Source organism: Vibrio ichthyoenteri ATCC 700023 (assembly GCF_000222605.1).
Lineage (GTDB): Bacteria > Pseudomonadota > Gammaproteobacteria > Enterobacterales > Vibrionaceae > Vibrio > Vibrio ichthyoenteri.
The window spans coordinates 57497-79356 of record NZ_AFWF01000222.1 but is presented as its reverse complement, the minus strand read 5'-3'; the positions used below and the strand labels follow the sequence as shown (position 1 = coordinate 79356).

At 45.1% G+C, this 21860-nt stretch carries 21 protein-coding genes; 3 read left to right on the top strand and 18 right to left on the bottom strand.

Annotated features, from left to right (window positions below; translation table 11 throughout):
- Positions 1–276: 276 nt before the first annotated feature.
- The 3 genes from hemG to RH85_RS16355 are packed head-to-tail and all read right to left on the bottom strand — an operon-like array spanning position 277 to position 2933.
- Positions 277–804, bottom strand: coding sequence for a menaquinone-dependent protoporphyrinogen IX dehydrogenase (hemG, locus tag RH85_RS16365; protein WP_006713813.1), 528 nt, complete (start codon positions 802–804; stop codon positions 277–279).
- A 9-nt stretch (positions 805–813) separates the two neighbouring features.
- The gene (locus tag RH85_RS16360) at positions 814–2271 is read right to left on the bottom strand and encodes a TrkH family potassium uptake protein (RefSeq protein WP_006713812.1); all 1458 of its coding nucleotides are present in this window, start codon (positions 2269–2271) and stop codon (positions 814–816) included.
- Positions 2272–2309: 38 nt separating this feature from the next.
- Positions 2310–2933 (bottom strand): YigZ family protein, encoded by a 624-nt coding sequence (locus tag RH85_RS16355; protein ID WP_006713811.1) that lies wholly within the window; start codon positions 2931–2933, stop codon positions 2310–2312.
- Positions 2934–3134: 201 nt separating this feature from the next.
- Here RH85_RS16355 and fadB point away from each other — a divergent pair, with 201 nt between their 5' ends.
- Entirely contained in the window at positions 3135–5306 is a 2172-nt protein-coding gene (gene fadB, locus RH85_RS16350) for a fatty acid oxidation complex subunit alpha FadB (RefSeq protein ID WP_006713810.1), read from the top strand.
- 13 nt (positions 5307–5319) lie between these two features.
- Positions 5320–6495 (top strand): acetyl-CoA C-acyltransferase FadA, encoded by a 1176-nt coding sequence (gene fadA, locus RH85_RS16345; protein ID WP_006713809.1) that lies wholly within the window; start codon positions 5320–5322, stop codon positions 6493–6495.
- A gap of 42 nt (positions 6496–6537) precedes the next feature.
- On the opposite strand, the gene punR is transcribed toward fadA, so the two are convergent.
- Positions 6538–7443: a DNA-binding transcriptional activator PunR gene (gene punR / locus RH85_RS16340; protein WP_006713808.1), complete on the bottom strand. Its 906-nt coding sequence runs from the start codon at positions 7441–7443 to the stop codon at positions 6538–6540.
- A 188-nt stretch (positions 7444–7631) separates the two neighbouring features.
- Between punR and punC the strand changes: the two genes are divergently transcribed.
- Positions 7632–8837 carry a purine nucleoside transporter PunC gene (gene punC, locus RH85_RS16335; protein ID WP_006713807.1) on the top strand — a complete coding sequence of 402 codons (1206 nt, stop codon included), beginning with the start codon at positions 7632–7634 and terminating at the stop codon, positions 8835–8837.
- Between the two features lie 76 nt (positions 8838–8913).
- Here the strand turns inward: punC and glmU are convergent, their stop codons facing one another.
- The 14 genes from glmU to mnmG all read right to left on the bottom strand — a co-directional run bounded on the left by glmU (position 8914) and on the right by mnmG (position 21786).
- The gene (gene glmU, locus RH85_RS16330; RefSeq protein WP_006713806.1) at positions 8914–10272 is read right to left on the bottom strand and encodes a bifunctional UDP-N-acetylglucosamine diphosphorylase/glucosamine-1-phosphate N-acetyltransferase GlmU; all 1359 of its coding nucleotides are present in this window, start codon (positions 10270–10272) and stop codon (positions 8914–8916) included.
- A 151-nt stretch (positions 10273–10423) separates the two neighbouring features.
- Positions 10424–10846 (bottom strand): F0F1 ATP synthase subunit epsilon, encoded by a 423-nt coding sequence (locus RH85_RS16325; protein WP_006713805.1) that lies wholly within the window; start codon positions 10844–10846, stop codon positions 10424–10426.
- An 18-nt stretch (positions 10847–10864) separates the two neighbouring features.
- The gene (gene atpD, locus RH85_RS16320; protein ID WP_006713804.1) at positions 10865–12268 is read right to left on the bottom strand and encodes a F0F1 ATP synthase subunit beta; all 1404 of its coding nucleotides are present in this window, start codon (positions 12266–12268) and stop codon (positions 10865–10867) included.
- Between the two features lie 35 nt (positions 12269–12303).
- Positions 12304–13170 (bottom strand): F0F1 ATP synthase subunit gamma, encoded by an 867-nt coding sequence (gene atpG / locus RH85_RS16315; protein WP_006713803.1) that lies wholly within the window; start codon positions 13168–13170, stop codon positions 12304–12306.
- Between the two features lie 42 nt (positions 13171–13212).
- Complete coding sequence (atpA, locus tag RH85_RS16310; RefSeq protein ID WP_006713802.1) at positions 13213–14754, bottom strand: F0F1 ATP synthase subunit alpha; 1542 nt, start codon at positions 14752–14754, stop codon at positions 13213–13215.
- Positions 14755–14767: 13 nt separating this feature from the next.
- On the bottom strand, positions 14768–15301 hold the full coding sequence (gene atpH, locus RH85_RS16305; protein ID WP_006713801.1) for a F0F1 ATP synthase subunit delta: 534 nt from the start codon (positions 15299–15301) through the stop codon (positions 14768–14770).
- A gap of 14 nt (positions 15302–15315) precedes the next feature.
- The gene (gene atpF, locus RH85_RS16300) at positions 15316–15786 is read right to left on the bottom strand and encodes a F0F1 ATP synthase subunit B (protein WP_006713800.1); all 471 of its coding nucleotides are present in this window, start codon (positions 15784–15786) and stop codon (positions 15316–15318) included.
- Positions 15787–15842: 56 nt separating this feature from the next.
- Positions 15843–16100: a F0F1 ATP synthase subunit C gene (atpE, locus tag RH85_RS16295; RefSeq protein ID WP_005372317.1), complete on the bottom strand. Its 258-nt coding sequence runs from the start codon at positions 16098–16100 to the stop codon at positions 15843–15845.
- 57 nt (positions 16101–16157) lie between these two features.
- A complete protein-coding gene (gene atpB, locus RH85_RS16290) occupies positions 16158–16973 on the bottom strand; it encodes a F0F1 ATP synthase subunit A (protein WP_006713799.1) in 816 nt (271 codons plus the stop codon).
- A gap of 8 nt (positions 16974–16981) precedes the next feature.
- On the bottom strand, positions 16982–17371 hold the full coding sequence (locus RH85_RS16285) for a F0F1 ATP synthase subunit I (protein ID WP_006713798.1): 390 nt from the start codon (positions 17369–17371) through the stop codon (positions 16982–16984).
- A gap of 189 nt (positions 17372–17560) precedes the next feature.
- A complete protein-coding gene (locus RH85_RS16280) occupies positions 17561–18442 on the bottom strand; it encodes a ParB/RepB/Spo0J family partition protein (protein ID WP_006713797.1) in 882 nt (293 codons plus the stop codon).
- 28 nt (positions 18443–18470) lie between these two features.
- Positions 18471–19244: a ParA family protein gene (locus RH85_RS16275; protein ID WP_006713796.1), complete on the bottom strand. Its 774-nt coding sequence runs from the start codon at positions 19242–19244 to the stop codon at positions 18471–18473.
- Between the two features lie 14 nt (positions 19245–19258).
- Positions 19259–19891, bottom strand: coding sequence for a 16S rRNA (guanine(527)-N(7))-methyltransferase RsmG (rsmG, locus tag RH85_RS16270; RefSeq protein ID WP_006713795.1), 633 nt, complete (start codon positions 19889–19891; stop codon positions 19259–19261).
- A complete protein-coding gene (gene mnmG / locus RH85_RS16265; RefSeq protein ID WP_006713794.1) occupies positions 19891–21786 on the bottom strand; it encodes a tRNA uridine-5-carboxymethylaminomethyl(34) synthesis enzyme MnmG in 1896 nt (631 codons plus the stop codon). Before mnmG ends, rsmG begins: the two co-directional genes overlap by 1 nt.
- Positions 21787–21860: the final 74 nt, after the last annotated feature.

Here is a 21860-nt window from a genome sequence, read left to right as displayed (position 1 = left end):
TTTAAAGAGCATCGCTTGAGGTCTTCTCTCAAGCGGACGGCCATTTTAGCGATTTGAAGTTTAGTGTCAACCACTTTTTTCAAACTTCTTTCAAGTAACCTACTTGGCTAAATAACCTTACTAACTCGGCTCTCGTTTCTTTCGAAGCCTTGCCGTGTCAGTGAGTGCGCATTATATGGATTGAGATCTTGTTGGCAACCCCTTTTTTAAGTTTTTTTATCTTTTTAAACCGTTCGACTAAAAATCGAACTATAAAGGCCAAAAACACCGGTTTCTTTAGATATTTTTAAATCGCTCTGCAAAAATCGCCACTTTCTTCCAGTTGGTATATTCGATTTCTTTACTAGTATCTGTCTCTCCACCTGTCATTTTCATAATCAATTTAATCATGGTGCGATCAAATAGATTGTAACGTGGGTAATAGAGAGCACCGGCAAATACCCCAATCAGACTCGGCTGCCAAACCGATAGTTTCAGGAACTTCTTGATATAAACACTTCCCTCTGGCGTATCTTTGCCTTGGTCTTCTTTACGCGCTGTCAAGTTGACACAGAAAAAAGCAACCTTGTGGCTATCAAGTTGCGTCTGATAACGGTCGATAAATTGATAAAGCTTTTTATTGAGGTGACCATACCGAATCGAAGCGCCAATCAAAACACGATCATATAAAGAGAAGTCCACCGTCTCAACTTGGTGTAGGTCGACGAGTTCACATTGATAACCAGCCAATTGTTCTTCTATATAGTGGAGAATTTTGATTGTCTGTCCTTCACGAGAAGAATAAAGAAAGAGTGCTTTTTTCAAGAGATATCCTTAACTACGCCAAAAGGTCGGTGTTAGTAATATTAATAAGGTAAAGATTTCGAGTCGACCGAACAACATAGACACCACTAAAACCCATTTTGCCTTGTCATTCACATCACCAAAGTGCAGTGATACTTCCCCCAAACCAGGGCCTAAGTTATTCAATGTGGCAGCGACAGCAGAAAAAGCACTGAGCTCATCCATGCCGGTAGCGATAAGCGCCAACATACACACCACAAAAACCAGAGCATAAGCAGAGAAGAATCCCCACACCGCGTCAACGACTCTTTGTGGTAAGGCGCTACCGCCCACTTTAATGGTGTAAACCGCTCTAGGGTGAACCAAACGTTTTAGTTCACGCGCACCTTGTAGGGTCAGTAATAGAATGCGGATCACTTTCATGCCGCCGCCCGTTGACCCCGCGCAACCACCTATAAAAGAGGAAAACAACAATAGCACCGGCAAGAACAGCGGCCAGTCGGCAAAACCGGTGGTGGTAAAACCAGCGGTAGTTGAAATAGAAACGGTTTGGAATAGTGCCTGATCAAAGACTTCGTAGATAGAATCAGCCGCAAGATGATTCAGCAGCATCAAGAAACAAACTAAGAACAGCAGTACTTGGATAAAGACGAACGCACGGAATTCAGGGTCTTTCCAATAATACTTAGGATGCACACCACCAGAAGCAAATGCAGCGAAGTGAAGTGAATAGTTACAAGCCGAGATTAATAAGAACACCACGGTAATCATATTAATGGCGTAACTATCGAAATAGCCCATGCTCGCATCATGAGTAGAGAAGCCACCAATCGCAATCGTTGAGAAGCTATGCCCAATGGCATCAAATGGCGTCATCCCTGCCAACCAGAAAGCAGCAGCACAGGCAATCGTAAGGCTTAAGTAGATATACCATAACGCTTTCGCTGTTTCGGCTATACGTGGCGTCATTTTACTGTCTTTGACAGGACCTGGGATTTCGGCTCGATAAAGCTGCATGCCACCGATGCCGAGCACCGGTAAGATAGCGACAGCCAATACAATGATCCCCATACCGCCAAACCATTGCAGAAACTGACGATAAAACAAAATCGCTTTAGGTAAATGATCAAGACCGACAATAACCGTCGCCCCTGTCGTTGTCAGTGCCGAAAATGATTCAAAAAAGGCGTCTGTCACTGAAACGTTAGGGTTGTCGGAAAGTAAAAACGGTAATGAGCCTGCGCTACCAATTACGGTCCAAAATAGCACCACAATCAGAAAGCCATCTCGAGCCTTCAATTCATGCTTATGCCTTCGGTTAGGGAACCAAGAGATAAAGCCAAAAAATAACAGCACAAAGAAAGTCGTGACAAAAGGAACACCAGCACCATCTCGGTAGATAAGAGCAACCAAGGCAGGAGCAAGCATAGAGACACTAAAAAGGGCGAGCAACAGCCCTACGATTCGGATAATAGATCGAAATTGCATTGATTATTGACGTGTGAAGCTAGGCTTCTGACTTCCTGTTATTTCCCATTAATTGGGGTTATTACGGCTTTAGCGCCACTTTTATTGATTATTGCTTGGCTAAATTCATCTAACTGGCGCACCTCAACTTCAAGAGTGAGCGCAACTTCATCACTGTATTGTGCCTCAACTTCTTGCACACCGAACTGGCTAAACAACGATTGTGCGACAGGCATAAAACCATAGTCTAACTGGAGCGTAACGAATGTGGTGATTTTTTTCTCGATAGTTTGAAGCTGCTTTAATGCTTGCTGAACACCACCACCATATGCCTTAACCAGTCCGCCAGTGCCAAGACGAATGCCACCATAGTATCGCGTTACTACCGCCGATATTTCACCAACACCCGATCCCGACAACTGCGCCAAAATAGGTTTGCCCGCAGTCCCAGATGGTTCACCATCATCACTAAACCCCCACAGCATTGAATCATCAGGACGGCCAGCAACAAAACCCCAGCAGTTGTGTCGCGCATCCGTATGCTTCGCTTTTATTTGTTCAACGAAGGCTTTGGCTGTTTCTATACTTGGGGTGTGAGCTAAATAAGTAATAAAGTGGCTCTTCTTAATTTCTTCTTCAAAGACAACAGCCTGAGCGGGTATTAAGTAAGGCTTAGTATTCATAGTCTGCCGTAGTGGAAATCAACAACGGCAAGTCTATCACGTGACTTTAACAATAGAAGAGAAGGAATACATAAATCACAATGTTAAAACTTTGTTTACTATTTGTATTGAATTACGACAATCTCCAGTCCACACTAAACTTACTGGTCTTACCAGAATAATTATAAATCCAATCGTAGATTGTATGTCACGGAGATAGACATGATTTACCAAGCCAAAACCCTACATGTGAAGGAAGTACAGTCAGGTATCGTCGAGATTTGCTTTAGCTCAAACAACTCGGTGAATAAACTCGATCTTGCTACTTTAGAATCATTAGATGCCGCACTGGATGTGATAAAACAAGTTTCTGGTGTCGATGGATTACTCCTAACTTCAAGCAAAGAATCGTTTATCGTCGGCGCTGACATCACAGAATTTCTCGGTTTGTTTGCCAAACCCGAGGATGAGCTCGATCAGTGGCTAATATTTGCCAATCAAATATTCAATAAATTAGAAGACTTGCCTTTTCCAACACTCGCAGCACTCAAAGGCCATGTGCTGGGTGGCGGGTGTGAGTGTGTACTCGCTACTGATATTCGTATCGGAGATCACACCACCAGCATTGGTCTACCAGAAACCAAGTTGGGTATTATGCCTGGCTTTGGTGGATGCGTTCGCTTACCACGAATCATCGGTGCTGACAGCGCAATGGAGATTATCACTCAAGGTAAGGCGTGCCGTGCAAATGAAGCACTTAAAGTCGGTTTAATCGACGCGATTGTCGAAACTGATGATCTCAACAAGTCAGCGCTCACTACGCTTAAACAAGCGATCAATGAAAAGATTGATTGGCAAACTCGACGTAAACAAAAAACATCGGCACTCACTTTAAGTAAACTCGAAGCAATGATGAGTTTTACGATGGCAAAAGGTCTCGTCGCGCAAAAAGTAGGACCTCACTATCCAGCACCAATGAGAGCAGTGACAACGATAGAAGAAGGTGCCCGCTATAGCCGTAACGAAGCTCAAGACATCGAACGTCAGCACTTTATACAGTTAGCAAAATCGGCAGAAGCCAACGCACTGGTTGGCTTGTTTCTCAATGACCAATACATTAAAAGTCTGGCAAAAACATCCGCCAAGGCCGCAAATAAAAATACACAACAAGCAGCTGTGATTGGTGCTGGCATTATGGGAGGAGGAATTGCTTATCAATCCGCCTTAAAAGGTATACCGGTATTGATGAAAGACATCGCTCAACCTTCACTTGAACTCGGTATGAGCGAGGCATCAAAACTCCTCAATAAACGTCTATCTCGCGGCCGTATCGATGGTTTCAAAATGGCGGGTATTCTTGCTTCAATTACTCCCAGCCTACATTACGCTGGTATTGAACAATCCGATATTATCGTTGAAGCGGTGGTTGAAAACCCGCAAGTCAAAGCCGCGGTGTTGAGTGAAGTCGAACAGTATGTCAGTGACGACAGTATCATCACCTCAAATACATCGACCATTCCAATCAATCTATTAGCAAAATCACTCAAAAGACCGGAAAACTTCTGTGGCATGCACTTTTTCAATCCAGTCCATCGTATGCCTTTAGTAGAAATTATTCGTGGCGAACACACTTCCGATGAAACCATTAACCGTGTGGTGGCCTACGCAGCAAAAATGGGCAAATCGCCGATCGTCGTCAATGACTGCCCGGGATTTTTCGTCAATCGAGTGCTATTCCCCTACTTTGCGGGCTTTAGTCTCCTGCTACGTGATGGGGCAGACTTTACCCAAATAGATAAGATAATGGAGCGTCAATTTGGTTGGCCAATGGGGCCGGCTTATTTACTCGATGTGGTCGGTATCGATACAGCTCATCATGCGCAAGCTGTTATGGCGCAGGGTTTTCCTGGACGAATGGCAAAACACGAACGTGATGTGATTGATGCCTTATATGATGCTGAGAAGTTTGGCCAAAAAAATGGGCATGGTTTCTACCACTACACTATTGACCGCAAAGGTAAACCGAAGAAAACCTTCGATGATGCCATTCTGCCGTTGATCCAAAGTGTCAGTAAAGAGCCTAAAATATTTGATGATCAAACGATAATTGAACGAACAATGATCCCTATGATCAATGAAGTGGTTTTATGTTTAGAACAAAACATTATCGCATCCCCCCAAGAAGCGGATATGGCATTAGTGTATGGCCTTGGTTTCCCTCCATTTAGAGGCGGTGTATTCCGTTACTTAGACAGTATTGGTATCGCTCAATTTGTTGAGCAGGCCAAGCAATATCAACATCTTGGCGCTATGTATCAAACGCCGCAGTTATTGTTAGACATGGCAGAGAACGGCGAGCAATTCTATGGCAACCAACAACAAAGTTCGATTTAAGAGGGGGACTGAAATGACTATATTGACCAGAAACGTCGTCGTTGTTGACTGCTTACGTACACCAATGGGACGCTCAAAAGGTGGCGCTTATCGTCATGTTAGAGCGGAAGATCTCTCTGCTCATCTAATGCGAGGCTTACTAAGTCGCAACCCCGCTGTTGACCCACATCAGATCGAAGATATCTACTGGGGATGCGTCCAACAAACCTTAGAGCAAGGATTTAATATTGCGCGTAACGCCGCCCTACTGGCAGGTTTGCCGATAGAGATAGGAGCCGTAACCGTAAATCGCTTATGTGGCTCATCAATGCAAGCACTACACGATGCTAGCCGCGCCATTATGACAGGTGATGCGGAAATATGCTTAGTGGGTGGGGTTGAACACATGGGCCACGTTCCTATGAATCACGGGGTTGATTTTCATCCCGGCATGTCAAAAACCGTAGCAAAAGCAGCAGGTATGATGGGATTAACTGCGGAAATGCTCGGCAAGTTACATGGCATTAGCCGCGAGCAGCAAGACGAATTTGCCGCCCGATCTCACGCTAGAGCGTATGCCGCAACCGTGGAAGGACGCTTTAATAACGAAATTCTACCAACGGAAGGTCACGATCAAGATGGCACCTTAATATTACTTGAGCAAGATGAAGTGATACGCCCTGAAACCACTGCTGAAGGTCTTGCTCAATTACGTCCAGTCTTTGACCCTGCCAATGGCACCGTGACTGCAGGTACATCATCCGCATTATCTGATGGCGCATCTGCAATGCTAATCATGAGCGAAGATAAAGCCAACGAACTAGGGTTGCCAATCCGAGCTCGAGTAAAATCGATGGCTGTTGCTGGTTGTGATCCATCGATAATGGGTTATGGTCCAGTACCGGCGACACAAAAAGCTCTTAAGCGAGCGGGTTTAACCATTGAAGATATGGATGTAGTCGAATTAAATGAAGCTTTTGCCGCCCAAGCTTTACCTGTGGCCAAAGATCTTGGTTTACTCGATGTTATGGATCAAAAGATCAATTTGAATGGCGGAGCTATTGCGTTAGGCCATCCACTCGGCTGCTCTGGGACTCGGATCTCGACCACCTTAATCAATTTGATGGAAGCCAATAGTGCGAAATACGGTCTCGCGACAATGTGTATTGGCTTAGGCCAAGGTATCGCGACCGTCTTTGAACGCCCTTGATACATTTTAACGTTTAAAACAACGTCCATGCTGGGCGTTGTTTTAATTGGATTTCAGCCAATCTTGATATAGCTGCTCACTCGAACCTAGATAATCCACCATCCACGCGATCATGCGATGGTTATCATCTTTACGCCACACCATACAACATTGACTCAGTGGATTCTGCTCAGCTAACTCTCGTTCCACCAGCATCCCTTCTTTAATTAAAGGTTGTGCAATATGACGTGGCATAAAACCAACCCCGACACCATTTCTTAAACACTCAATCGCACTATGCCAATTCGGCAGTAATAAACGACGCTGCTGAGCGTAATGCACATTGTGTCGCTTAGGTAAAACGTTAGAGGTGTCATCTAAACAAATAGAGGGGAATTGACTGACAAAATTTTCATCCAGATTCACGGCCGTTGCACATGGATGTAAAGGCGACATCACAAACGCCCATTCAAGCCGCCCCATATCACGCACTTCAAAATCACCACCAACCGGAACGGCTGATGTGGCGCCGATAACGATATCGGCCCGACCTTGAGAAATGGCCTCCCAAGAACCGTTGTACACTTCCATATTAATCTGCAACTCTGCGTGCTGGAACGTTTGATAAAAGTCTTCGATCAAAGGCTTCATTTTATCCAGCTTAACGACATTATCGAGTGTTAAACGCAGTGTTTTCTGCCAACCATGAGCAGCGCGACGAGTTTGAGCGGTAATTTCTTCCATCTGCCTTAACATGCTGCGCGCTTCAACCAGAAACAACTCACCTGCGGTCGTTAGCTCCACTTTACGCGGTAAACGGCGAAACAATACCACCCCGAGATCACGCTCAATCTGGCGAACGCCATAGCTAATCGCAGAAGGCACTTTATGCAGCGCCTCAGCCGCAGCAGTAAAACTACCGAGACGAGCAACTGTATCCAACATTTCTAATGACGATTTTGAAAACATATCTCTAATCAACAGCTAGGATCATCCAAGTCATTAGCCTAGCCCGTGACAACCTAGCTTTCAAATTTTTTGATTGATAACCGCAATTTTTAACGTTTCTAATTCAAGCCAATGAAAAATAGAATAGCAACCCTAATTAATACGACGCTAGCAAAGTCGTTTATCAATCAATTTTTTTGAAGATGAATATGAAAGTATCCAAACTGCAACTTTTCTACCTTGCCGCACTGTCCATGCTGGGCTTTGTCGCAACGGATATGTACCTGCCTGCATTCAAAGCAATGGAAGTCGATTTTGCAACAGGTCCAGAGCAAATTGCTCTCTCGTTGACAATCTTCTTAGTTGGTATGGCAAGTGGCCAATTACTGTGGGGATTAGCATCAGATAAATACGGTCACCGTAATACTTTATTTGCCGGTATGATCGTCTTCACTCTTGCTTCACTCGGTTTGGCCTTTAGCGAACAAGTATGGCAATTATTGAGCTTACGCTTCATTCAAGCGATTGGGGTTTGTGCCCCTGCTGTTATTTGGCAAGCAATGGTAATTAAGCGTTATGAAGCAAGCACCAGTCAGCAAGTGTTTGCCACTATCATGCCTTTAGTTGCGCTTTCACCCGCTTTAGCTCCGCAGTTAGGTGTATTGCTAGCTGACAACTTTGGTTGGCACTCAATTTTCGTCTGCTTAACCTTAATCGGTGTACTGCTAGCAGCCGCAACCCTTATGCAGCCAAAAGAACAAGTGGAAGTAAAACAAACCTCAATTAAAGGTGATATCAAAGCACTACTGAGCTCGAAAACCTATTTGGGCAATGTCATGATGTTTGCGACGGCTTCAGCTGCTTTCTTTGCCTACCTAACTGGTATGCCTGAAATCATGGCGAAACTGGGCTACGAAGCAAAAGACATTGGCCTAAGCTTTATTCCACAAACCATCGCTTTTATGGTTGGTGGTTATTTCGGTAAACGTGCAGTGGCTAAATACGGTGATGAAAAAATCCTGCGTCAGTTGATCGCACTATTTAGTTTATCGGCCATCATGATTTTCGTTGCTTCACAATGGCAATTAAGCTCTATTTGGCCAATCCTAGCGCCGTTTTGCTTAATTGCGGTTGCTAATGGCGCAATGTACCCAATCGTCGTAAACCGCGCGTTAGGCAGTGCAAAACAAAGCCCTGCGACAGCGGCAGGTTTGCAAAATAGCTTACAAATTTGTGTCAGTAGTCTAGCCAGTGCTCTTGTGGCATCAATGGCAAGCCAAGCACAAATGGTGACTGGGATTGCGATCGTAATTTGTATGGGTGGTATGTGGATTGGTTACATCGTTTCTAACCGCGAGTTGGGTGAGCATTTCACAACACCTGACAATTCACGTGTCGTGAGTGATGAAAAATAAACGCCCTGTCGAACAATAAAAAAGCCGCTCATTGAGCGGCTTTTTTTATATCCAATCTTAAACGCTAAACATACGCTTATTTTTTCACTGGACGTTGCCAGCCTGTAATTTTGCGCTCTTTAGCACGAGTGATCACTAACTCACCTTCTGCTACATCTTTTGATAATGTAGTACCAGCACCAATAGTTGCGCCGTTTGCGACTGTCACAGGTGCAATAAGCTGGCTATCAGAACCAACAAAAACATCATCACCAATAATAGTCTTAAACTTATTCACACCATCGTAGTTACAAGTAATCACACCGGCACCAACGTTAACGCGTTGACCAATCTCCGCATCACCGAGGTAGGTTAAGTGGTTCGCTTTTGAGCCTTCACCCAGACAAGTGTTCTTAACCTCAACGAAGTTACCTACGTGAGCATCTTTACGCAGCTCAGCACCTGGACGAAGACGAGTGAATGGACCAACGGTACACTCTTCACCAATCGTCGCACCCTCAATCACACTGTATGGGCGAATTACGGTATTGTCATCGATCTCACAATCTTTCAATACACAACCAGCACCGATAATTACGTTATCACCAATCGACACTGAACCTTCAATGATGACGTTAACATCAATTTCAACATCCATACCGCATTGCAGCTGACCACGTAGATCAAAGCGTGCAGGATCACGCAGCATGACACCTTGCTCAAGCAGCTTCTGCGCTTGCATGGATTGGAAGGCACGCTCTAAACGAGCCAATTGAGCGCGATCATTTACCCCTTCCACTTCAATAGGATTTACTGGGTGAACCGCTTCAACCGCGCGGCCTTCGTCATGGGCGGCAGCAATAACATCAGTAAGGTAATACTCACCTTGGGCATTTTGATTATTTAAGCCTGATAACCAACGTTTCAGATCACCACCAGTGGCAACCATCACACCAGTGTTAATCTCTTTAATTAATTTCTGCTCATCCGTGGCATCTTTCTGTTCAACGATTGCAACTACAGGACCATTTTTACGCACGATGCGGCCGTAGCCCATTGGGTTTTCCAAAACCACCGTCAGCAGCGCAATACCACCCGTTGGTTGAGCGTCGAGTAAGTTCTCGATTGTTTCACTGGAAATAAGCGGCACATCACCGTACAGAACAAGAATTTTTTCATCGTCAGCAAATTCAGAAGAAGCCTGATCCACCGCATGACCAGTACCCAGTTGCTCAGCTTGCAATACCCAGTTGACCGACTCATCCGTCAGCGCAGCTTGCATTTGATCGCCACCGTGGCCATAGACAAGATGGATATTCTGCGCGCCAAGACCCGCACAAGTATCAATCACATGCTTTGCCATCGGCTTACCAGCCAGAGAATGCAATACTTTCGGCATATGGGAATACATACGGGTGCCTTTACCCGCAGCAAGAATTACAGCACTGAATTTCATTTGTTCGTCCATCGATGTAGATTTTTAATTATGCGTTATTGTAAACGTCTCATTGGCAATAGTTAATGCCGCTGTACAAAAATTGCCAGTAAACAAACAAAAAGGCGACCAAAATGGTCGCCTTTATCATTTATAAAACACCCTAATAAAATTAGCGGCGTTTTTTCGTCAGCTCGATAACTCGTAGCTGAGCAATGGCTTTAGCCAGTTCACTGGCCGCTTGTGCAAAGTCCATATCGCCATGCTGATTCTGAATGTTCTCTTCAGCGCGACGTTTGGCTTCTTCAGCCTTCGCTGCGTCTAGCTCTTCACCACGGATAGCCGTATCAGCCAGTACAGTCGCTGTACCTGGTTGAACTTCTATCATACCACCTGAAACATAAATAATTTCTTCGTGGCCGTTTTGTAAAACTATGCGCACCATACCAGGCTTGATAGCGGTCAGCAGCGGAGTGTGGCCATGGAAAATACCAAGCTCACCTTCGCTACCGGTCACCTGAAACGTTTCAATTAGACCTGAGAAAAGCTTTTTCTCAGCACTAACAACGTCTAGATGAAAGGGGATTGCTGCCATATCGCCTCCTAGTTAGCCTTATAGCTTCTTAGCATTCTCAATAGCATCGTCAATCGTACCGCAGTACATAAACGCTTGCTCTGGAATGTCATCGTATTCACCAGCTAGTAGACCTTTAAAGCCACGTAGAGTCTCTTTAAGAGATACGTATACGCCTGGGTCACCTGTAAATACTTCTGCTACGTGGTAAGGCTGAGTTAGGAAACGCTCAATCTTACGTGCACGAGATACAACTTGCTTATCTGATTCAGATAGCTCGTCCATACCTAGGATCGCAATGATATCTTTCAGCTCTTTATAGCGCTGAAGAGTCTGCTGAACGCCACGAGCGGTGTCGTAGTGATCTTGACCAACAACCAATGGATCTAGCATACGAGATGTAGAATCTAGTGGGTCGATCGCAGGGTATAGACCCATTGCAGCGATGTTACGGTTAAGTACAACCGTTGCATCCAAGTGCGCGAACGTTGTTGCTGGAGACGGGTCAGTCAAGTCATCCGCTGGTACGTATACCGCCTGTACAGACGTGATAGAACCTTGCTTAGTTGACGTGATACGCTCCTGTAGTACACCCATTTCTTCAGCAAGTGTAGGCTGGTAGCCTACTGCTGATGGCATACGACCTAGCAGTGCTGATACTTCTGTACCTGCAAGTGTGTAACGGTAGATGTTATCGATGAACAGTAGTACGTCACGACCTTCGTCACGGAAACGTTCTGCCATCGTTAGACCCGTCAGTGCAACACGTAGACGGTTGCCTGGTGGCTCGTTCATCTGACCGTAAACCATCGCTACTTTTGATTCTTCAGGTTTTTCGATGTTTACAACACCTGCTTCCTGCATTTCAAAGTAGAAATCGTTACCTTCACGAGTACGCTCACCAACACCTGCAAACACAGATAGACCTGAGTGTTGTAGTGCGATGTTGTTGATAAGTTCCATCATGTTAACGGTCTTACCTACACCTGCACCACCGAATAGACCGATTTTACCACCCTTAGCGAATGGACAAATCAAGTCGATTACTTTAACACCGGTTTCTAGAAGTGCTGTTTCGTTTGACTGCTCTTCGTAGCTTGGTGCTTCACGGTGGATAGAGTAAAGCTCTTCCGCACCGATCTCACCACGCTCATCAATCGCGTCACCTAGAACGTTCATGATACGACCTAGGGTTTTAGTACCTACTGGTACTGAAATTGGAGCGCCAGTGTTTACAACTTCAACTCCGCGACGTAAACCATCTGAGCTACCCATAACGATACAACGAACTATGCCACCGCCTAGCTGTTGCTGAACTTCAAGAACTAAACGCTCTTTTGAGTCCGTAACGTTTAGAGCGTCATATACACTAGGTACATCGCTCTGTGGGAACTCTACGTCGACTACCGCACCGATGATCTGTACGATCTTACCTGTAGCCATCGTTAATCCTCTAAACTATTTCGTTTAACCTAAGCTTAAACCGCTGCCGCACCTGATACGATTTCAGACAGTTCTTGTGTAATCGCAGCCTGACGGGCTTTGTTGTACACAAGTTCTAAATCTTCAATCAGGTCACTCGCGTTATCCGTTGCAGCTTTCATCGCAATCATTCGAGCCGCTTGCTCACAAGCAAGGTTCTCGACGACACCCTGATAAACCTGAGACTCTACGTAACGCACTAGAAGTGTGTCCAATAGAGGCTTTGGTTCAGGCTCATAGATGTAGTCCCATGAGTGCTCACGCTGCATCTCTTCGCTGTCCGATTTAGGCAAAGGTAGCAATTGATCGATCGTTGGTTGCTGAATCATGGTGTTCACAAACTTGTTGTAAACCACATACAGGCGATCCAGTTCACCTTCATCGTATTTCTTAAGCATGACGCTAACAGAACCGATAAGGTCTTCAAGACTTGGGCTATCACCCAAACCAGAAACCTGAGCAGCCACTTTCGCGCCGCTACTCTTGAAGAAAGCTGTTGCTTTCGAACCGACAACAGCCAGTTCTACTTCTGCACCTTGCTCTTTCCAAGATTGCATGTCTGTTAGGGCTTTTTTGAACACGTTAATGTTCAAACCACCACACAGACCACGGTCTGTCGAAACGATGATGTAACCAACACGCTTGGCTTCACGCTCTTCTAGGTACGGATGACGGTACTCTAGATTTGCATTAGCCACATGACCGATCACTTTACGCATTGTTTCAGCATATGGACGAGATGCTTCCATTGCGTCTTGAGAACGACGCATTTTTGAAGCGGCTACCATTTCCATAGCTTTCGTAATTTTCTGCGTGCTTTTAACACTACCGATTTTATTACGTATCTCTTTTGCGCCGGCCATCGTTACTCTCCATTAGTTGGTGGCATTACTGCCACCGACCTATTACCAAGTTTGGGTTGCTTTGAAGTCGTCAGTCAGTTTCTTCAACTGAGCTTCAACTTCATCGTTGTAAGCACCCGTCTTGTCGATCTCAGCTGCAAATTCAGCGTATTGACTGCGAGCATACGATAGTAGAGCAGCTTCAAAATCGAGCAGTTTGTTGATTTCAACATCTGCCAAGTAGCCACGCTCTGCCGCGAAGATCACTAACGCTTGGTCAAATACAGACATAGGAGCATATTGTTTCTGCTTCATCAGTTCTGTTACTTTTTGACCGTGGTCTAGCTGCTTCTTCGTTGCGTCATCAAGATCAGACGAGAACTGTGCAAATGCTGCTAGTTCACGGTACTGAGCTAGTGCTGTACGGATACCGCCAGATAGCTTCTTGATGATTTTCGTTTGCGCTGAACCACCTACACGAGATACTGAGATACCTGGGTCAACAGCTGGACGTACGCCCGCGTTGAATAGCTCAGTTTGTAGGAAGATCTGACCATCGGTAATCGAGATTACGTTAGTCGGTACGAATGCTGAAACGTCACCAGCTTGAGTTTCGATGATAGGAAGCGCAGTTAAAGAACCGGTCTTACCTTTCACTTCACCGTTAGTGAAACGCTCTACATACTCTTCGTTTACACGAGCTGCACGCTCTAGTAGACGCGAGTGAAGGTAGAAAACGTCACCAGGGAATGCCTCACGGCCAGGTGGTCGTTTTAGTAGTAGAGAGATCTGACGGTAAGCAACAGCCTGTTTTGATAGGTCATCGTAAACAATCAGTGCGTCTTCGCCACGATCACGGAAGTATTCACCCATTGCACAACCAGCGTAAGGCGCTAGGTATTGCAGTGCTGCAGACTCAGAAGCCGATGCCACAACAACGATAGTATTCGCTAGTGCGCCATGCTCTTCTAGTTTGCGTACTACGTTAGCGATGGTAGAAGCTTTCTGACCAATAGCGACGTAGATTGAGAAAATACCAGAGTTTTTCTGGTTGATGATTGCATCGATCGCCATTGCTGTTTTACCAGTTTGACGGTCACCGATAACAAGCTCACGCTGACCACGACCGATTGGGATCATTGAGTCAACTGACTTGTAACCAGTTTGTACAGGCTGATCTACCGATTTACGGTCGATTACGCCTGGTGCAATCACTTCTACAGGTGAAGTTAGTTTCGCTTCGATTGGACCTTTACCATCGATAGGTTCACCTAGTGTATTCACTACGCGACCTAGCAATTCTGGACCAACTGGCACTTCAAGGATGCGGCCAGTACCTGTAACTTTCATGCCTTCCTTAAGGTCGGCAAATGGGCCCATTACAACCGCACCAACCGAGTCACGCTCAAGGTTAAGTGCTAGTGCATAACGGCCACCCGGTAATTCAATCATTTCACCTTGCATCACGTCCGCTAGGCCGTGAATGCGGATGATACCATCGCTTACCGATACGATAGTACCTTCGTTGCGAGCTTCACTAACAACATCGAAAGATTCGATACGTTGTTTGATTAGATCGCTAATTTCAGTGGAATTAAGTTGCATGCTCCAATCCCCATTAAGACTGCAATGCATCGCTCAGGCGGTTCAAACGACCACGCGCTGAGTCATCGATGACTAGGTCTCCGGCTCGAATTATTACCCCACCAAGTAGGGCCTGATCTACACTGCAATTCAGCTTCACTTTACGTGCTAAACGCACTTCAAGTTTACTGCTGATGTTTGCTAGCTGGTCACTTGAAAGCTCGTACGCTGAAATAACATCAACATCGATTTCTTTCTCGTGCTCTTTCTTCAATGCGAAGAATTGCTCACTTACATCAGGAAGGGCCGTTAGACGACCATTCTCAGCCATTACCTGTAATAGGTTCTGACCATGTGCATCAACTTGTTCACCGCAAACAGCAACAAAGATTTCCGCCAATTTATCGGCAGACATAGAGCTGGTTAACAGCTCTTTTACTTGTTGGTTCTTGGCAACTTCAGCAGCAAAAGACAACATTTGACCCCATTGGTCTAGTTGATCTTTTTCCACTGCAAAGTCGAAAGCTGCTTTAGCATAGGGGCGTGCGATAGTAGTCAAATCAGACATATGCGCCCCCAGACTTAAAGTTTTGCAGTAATGTTGTCGAGAATATCTTTTTGCGCTTCTACATCAATAGAACGCTCAAGGATTTTCTCAGCACCAGCGACAGCCAGAGTCGCAACTTGTTTACGCAGTTCATCACGCGCACGGTTGCGTTCAGCTTCAAGTTCCGCTTCAGCTTGAGTAAGAATGTTCTGGCGTTCTGCCTGAGCTTCTTCACGAGCTTCATCTAGAATTTGAGCTTTACGCTTGTTCGCTTGCTCAATGATCTCAGTTGCTGTGCGCTTCGCTTCTTTCAATTGATCAGAAGCGTTGGCTTGTGCTAGGTCCAAGTCTTTAGAAGCTCGTTCTGCCGCTTGTAGACCGTCAGCGATTTTTTTCTGACGTTCTTCAATCGCACTCATTAGTGGCGGCCATACATATTTCATGCAGAACCACACAAACAGTGCGAACGAGATTGCTTGACCTAGCAGAGTTGCGTTTATATTCACAACAGCTACTCCCTTTTAAGAATCAACTACAAAAATACAATTAACAGAGTTGTTAATTAGCCTGCTAGTTGACCCACAAATGGGTTTGCGAAAGTGAACAGTAGCGCGATTACGATACCGATCATTGGAACCGCATCAAGTAGACCAGCGATGATGAACATCTTAACTTGTAGCATAGGAGCCATTTCTGGTTGACGTGCTGCACCTTCAAGGAATTTACCACCAAGAAGTGCGAAACCAATCGCTGTACCAAGAGAAGCAAGACCGACGATAATACCTACGGCGATTGCAGAAAAGCTCAGTAAAGTTTCCATTACTATCTCCAATTTATAGTTGTTGGCTTATGTGCCCAAATAAAAAGCTTAAAAAAATTAATGATCACTATCTTCGTGTGCCATTGATAGATAAACAATAGTTAACATCATGAACACGAATGCTTGAATCGTAATTACCAAAATATGGAAAATTGCCCATGGTAGTGAGCCCATCCATTGTAAGTACCATGGTAGCATTGCCGCACAAAGGATGAATACAACCTCACCAGCAAACATGTTACCGAATAGACGCATACCAAGTGATAGAGGTTTCGCCAGTAGCGATACCACTTCAATCAGAAGGTTAAACGGGATCATGATTGGGTGATTGAATGGATGTAAAGCCAATTCCTTTGCAAAGCCGCCCAGACCTTTCACTTTGATGCTGTAGTAGATCATCAGAGCGAATACGCCTAGTGCCATAGCCATGGTGATGTTCACATCAGCTGACGGTACCACTTTCAAGTAAGGGATTCCGAGCCAATGCTCTGCTGGGTAAGGTAAGAAATCGATAGGAACTAAGTCCATCACGTTCATTAAAAATACCCAACAAAAGATAGTTAGTGCTAAAGGCGCTATCAGAGGGTTGCGTCCATGGAACGTGTCTTTGACGTTTTCCGCGACAAATTCAACGATCATTTCTACAGCACACTGAAGCTTACCTGGTACACCGACTGTTGCTTTCTTCGCTACTTTGTAAAAAATTCCTAAGAAAATTAAACCAGTAAACCAAGAAAATAACAGGCTATCGATATGCACATTCCAGAAGCTTGCTTCTTCCGCTACTAAACCTAACTTAGCTAAAGAAAGGTTAGAGAGGTGGTGGGCAATATATCCGGATTGTGTTAGTAGCGCTTCACCTGGCGCAGCCATAACTCATCCTATTTATTGTTGTTAATGAATAGCACTGGCGCACAGATATTAATACCTAGTGCCAGTAAATAGGTTAGTTTTAGGGGAACAAGTTCCACCTGTATATACATGTAGACAAGAGAGAAGAGAGCTACTGTGATAAGGATTTTAAGTGCTTCACCTGTAAAAAAAGATGCCGCGACTTTCTTTGCTGCCCGCGCGCCGCTAAATGCAAAAGCACACATAGCAAACACCGCATTAGCGATGACAAAAATGCCGCCACCAATTAGTGCAGAAAGACCCCATTCAACATTCACAGTCGCAGCCATTCCCGCCGCCACTAATGTAACCGCGCCAAGCTGAAGCATTAACAATTGCTTAGCAAGCTCTCGTCCAGGCCTAGCCAACGCAGCTACCATGTATTCGTACCTCAAGTAATATCCCCAGCGAGACATCCTTAGACGCTGAGGAAATTTGCAAAAATTATACGGTGAGTCGAACTGAATGCAATGAAAACACAGCAAAAAGTTACAATTTTGTTTACAAACCGACAACTTTTACACAAAAATTCGTTTTTTGCATAATTTGATTGAGATCAATTATCTCATCTAGCTCTCTAGCTTGGCAATCAGTTGTGCCAGCTTTTCGGGCTCTTCCACATTAATTGTGACTTTCGCTTTGCCGTTATTAGAACGAACAATTGACACTTTTGCACCCAGCATTTCACTCAATTTTTGTGACATATGTTGGGTTTCTTCGTCATGTGGCACACTTTTGACTTCAACCTGCGGTTGTAAGCACTTTTTAACCAGCTGCTCGGTTTGACGAACCGTGAGTTTTTTATGCGCAACATGTTGGGCAATTTCAATTTGCTGGTCGCCTTCCAGAGCCAATAATGCTCTAGCATGCCCCATATCAAGCTGATTGCCAGAAACTAAACTCTTTACATCATTTTCGAGCTGATTTAGACGTAATATGTTACTCACAGCAGCTCGAGACTTACCAATCACGTCAGCGACTTGTTGATGTGTCAGTGAAAATTCATTTTGTAAGCGCTCTAGCGCTTGCGCCTCTTCGATCACATTCAGATCTTCACGCTGAATATTCTCGATCAATGCCATTGCGATCGCTGCGCGATCTTCCACTCGCTTGATCAAGCACGGTACTTGACTCAGTCCGGCTTTTTTCGCCGCTCGCCAGCGTCTTTCACCCGCGATAATTTCATAGCGTCCACCTTCAACCATACGAACCACAATCGGCTGAATAATGCCTTGTGATTCAATTGAAGCGGCCAATTCTTCTAGCGCTTCAGGTTGAATATCTTTGCGTGGCTGATACACGCCTGGACGTAAACTGGTTACGCTAAGTTCGGTTAACTCACCATTGCTAGACAAAGCTTGGCTGTTAATGGCTGTTTGCTGTCTTTCGCGCGCCAAAGAACTGGTCGAAAGAAGAGCATCAAGCCCTTTACCTAAACCACGTTTAGACATGAGTTTACGTTCCTTAAATTGTAATGATTTATGCAGGTACTTCTTCGCGACGCAACATTTCGCCGGCCAGCGCTAAATACGCTTTGGCTCCAGCTGAATATTTGTCGTAATACATCGCAGGCTTACCATGACTTGGGGCTTCTGCTAGGCGAACATTGCGAGGAATAACGGTGCGGTACACTTTGCTACCAAAGTGCTTTTTCAATTGATCAGATACTTCATTAGACAGTCTGTTGCGAGGGTCATACATAGTACGTAGTAGCCCTTCAATTTTGAGATTCTCATTTACAACAGCAGCTAGCTTGCTAATGGTATCCATTAACGCAGTTAAACCCTCTAGTGCGAAGTACTCACACTGCATTGGCACCAGCACAGAATCTGCTGCGGCCATCGCATTGATTGTAAGAAGGTTTAGAGAAGGAGGACAATCGATAAAGATGAAATCATAGTTATCGCGAACCGACGCAAGCGCTTGCTTTAGGCGAACTTCGCGCGCAAACACTTCCATCAGTTTAATTTCAGCGGCCGTCACATCGCCATTAGCAGCGATAAGATCGTAGTGACCTGATGTTTTGGTCACTACCACTTCTTCGAACGGCACATCTTCAACAAGCAACTCATAAGCGGTGGCGTCAACTTGATACTTATCGACACCACTGGCCATAGTTGCGTTGCCTTGAGGGTCAAGATCGATAACCAATACCTTGCGCTTAGTCGCAGCCATAGATGCGGCTAAGTTTATACAAGTCGTTGTTTTCCCAACACCGCCTTTCTGATTGGCAATGGCTACAATTTTTCCCACGATCTACCTCGCTATTAATCCTTGCGCGATAAGATTACTAGATGACGCTCACCTTCCAATTGAGGAACTTGCAAAGCTTTGACATCGGTCACATAACACCACTCAGGGAGTTCTGAAATCTCATCCTGTGATAATTGGCCTTTCAATGCTAAAAATCGTCCCGTGTGATCTTTTGGTAAATGATGACACCATTCGACCATATCCAACATTGAAGCAAAGGCTCGGCTTAGTACACCATCAAACTTCTCTTCAGGTAGATACTCTTCCACTCGACTTTGAATCGGCGTCACGTTTTCGATTTTTAGCTCATGAATAACCTGCTTAATAAATCGAATGCGTTTGCCTAAGCTATCCAGTAAGTGGAACTCTTTCTCAGGGCACATGATAGAAAGTGGGATTCCTGGTAAACCAGGGCCGGTGCCTACATCGATAAAGCGATCACCCTCTAAATGCGTACTCACAACGATGCTATCGAGGATATGTTTCACCAACATTTCTTCAGGATTACGTACCGAGGTTAGGTTATAAGCTTTATTCCACTTATTGAGCATTTCAACGTAACCAACCAATTGATCACGTTGAGTTTCTGTCACAGAAAGATCCGTTGTTGCGATCAATGCATCCAGTTTTTGGCGTAATTGTGACATTAAGCTTCCTCGCCTTTTTTCAATAGGCCATGTTTTTTCAGGTGGACAAGCAAAATTGAAATTGCTGCTGGAGTAATCCCCGAAATACGTGACGCGACACCAATGCTTTCAGGTTTGGCATCATTCAACTTAAGAACTACTTCGTTCGACAACCCTTTCACATCGCTGTATTCAAGATCAATCGGCAATTTGGTGTTCTCGTGACGCAGCGATTTTTCAACTTCTTCTTGTTGACGCTTGATGTAACCATCGTACTTCACTTGAATTTCAACTTGCTCAGCGGCTTGTTGATCTTCTAGTGCTGGAGCGAACGCATCGAGTTGAGTTAATTGTGCATAAGTCATTTCAGGGCGACGCAAAAGATCTTCGCCACTGGCTTCACGCGCCATTGGGGTTTTCAATACGTTGTTTAACGCATCAATACCGACAGAATTTGGGTTCATCCACGTTTCTTTCAAACGTTGACGCTCAGTGGTCATGTTTTCCACTTTCTCGCTAAAGCGAGCCCAGCGTGTATCGTCAATTAAGCCAAGTTCACGCGCTTTCTCTGTCAAACGTAGATCAGCGTTGTCTTCGCGCAATAACAAACGGTATTCCGCACGTGAGGTAAACATACGGTACGGTTCTTTGGTGCCCATGGTCGACAAATCGTCAATCAATACACCAACGTAAGCTTCATCGCGACGTGGACTCCAGCCCTCTTTGTCTTGGCTAAAGAGACTCGCGTTAAGACCAGCCATTAAACCTTGTGCCGCCGCTTCTTCGTAACCAGTGGTACCGTTGATTTGACCAGCAAAGAATAAACCACTGATAAATTTGGTTTCGTAGGTATGTTTTAGATCGCGAGGATCAAAGAAATCATACTCAATGGCGTAACCAGGACGCACGATGTGCGCGTTTTCAAAACCTTTCATTGAACGAACAATTTGCACTTGAACATCAAACGGTAAGCTGGTGGAAATACCATTTGGATAGAGTTCGTGCGTGGTTAAACCTTCTGGTTCAATGAAAATTTGGTGACTGTTTTTATCCGCAAAACGCATCACTTTGTCTTCAATCGAAGGACAGTAACGTGGACCGATACCTTCAATCACACCCGCATACATTGGGCTGCGATCAAGGTTATTGCGAATCACGTCATGTGTACGCTCATTGGTGTGAGTGATGAAACATGGAACCTGACGAGGATGTTGAGTACGGGAACCCATGAATGAAAATACCGGTGTTGGATTGTCACCGTGTTGTACTTCCAATACCGAAAAATCCACGCTGCGAGCATCAATACGTGGTGGCGTGCCCGTTTTTAGGCGATCAACGCGAAATGGCATTTCACGAAGACGATCGGCCAAAGCGATCGATGGAGGATCGCCTGCGCGGCCACCAGAGCTGTTTTCCATACCAATGTGGATCTTGCCACCAAGAAAGGTACCAACAGTCAATACAACGGCTTTGGCGCGGAATTTAAGGCCCATTTGGGTTACAACACCCATCACCTGATCGTTTTCAACAATAAGATCGTCTACCGATTGTTGAAATAGGGTCAAGTTCGGCGTGTTTTCTAATGCATCACGAACATACGCTTTGTATAACGCTCGATCCGCTTGAGCACGAGTAGCGCGAACAGCTGGACCTTTTGAAGCATTAAGTGTGCGGAATTGAATACCAGCATGATCAATGGCCTGTGCCATTAATCCACCCATAGCATCGACTTCTTTGACAAGATGACCTTTACCAATACCACCAATGGCAGGGTTACAAGACATTTGCCCTAAAGTATCAATGTTATGCGTGAGTAAGAGGGTTTTTTGCCCTGTACGCGCTGATGCGAGTGCGGCTTCCGTTCCTGCGTGACCGCCACCAACAACAATGACGTCAAAGTTTTCGTGATAAAGCATGAACTGACCTCTGGTATTCAGAAAATTCGGACAGATAAAAGAGCGGTATTCTACCTGCTTTCGTGTAGAGAGAA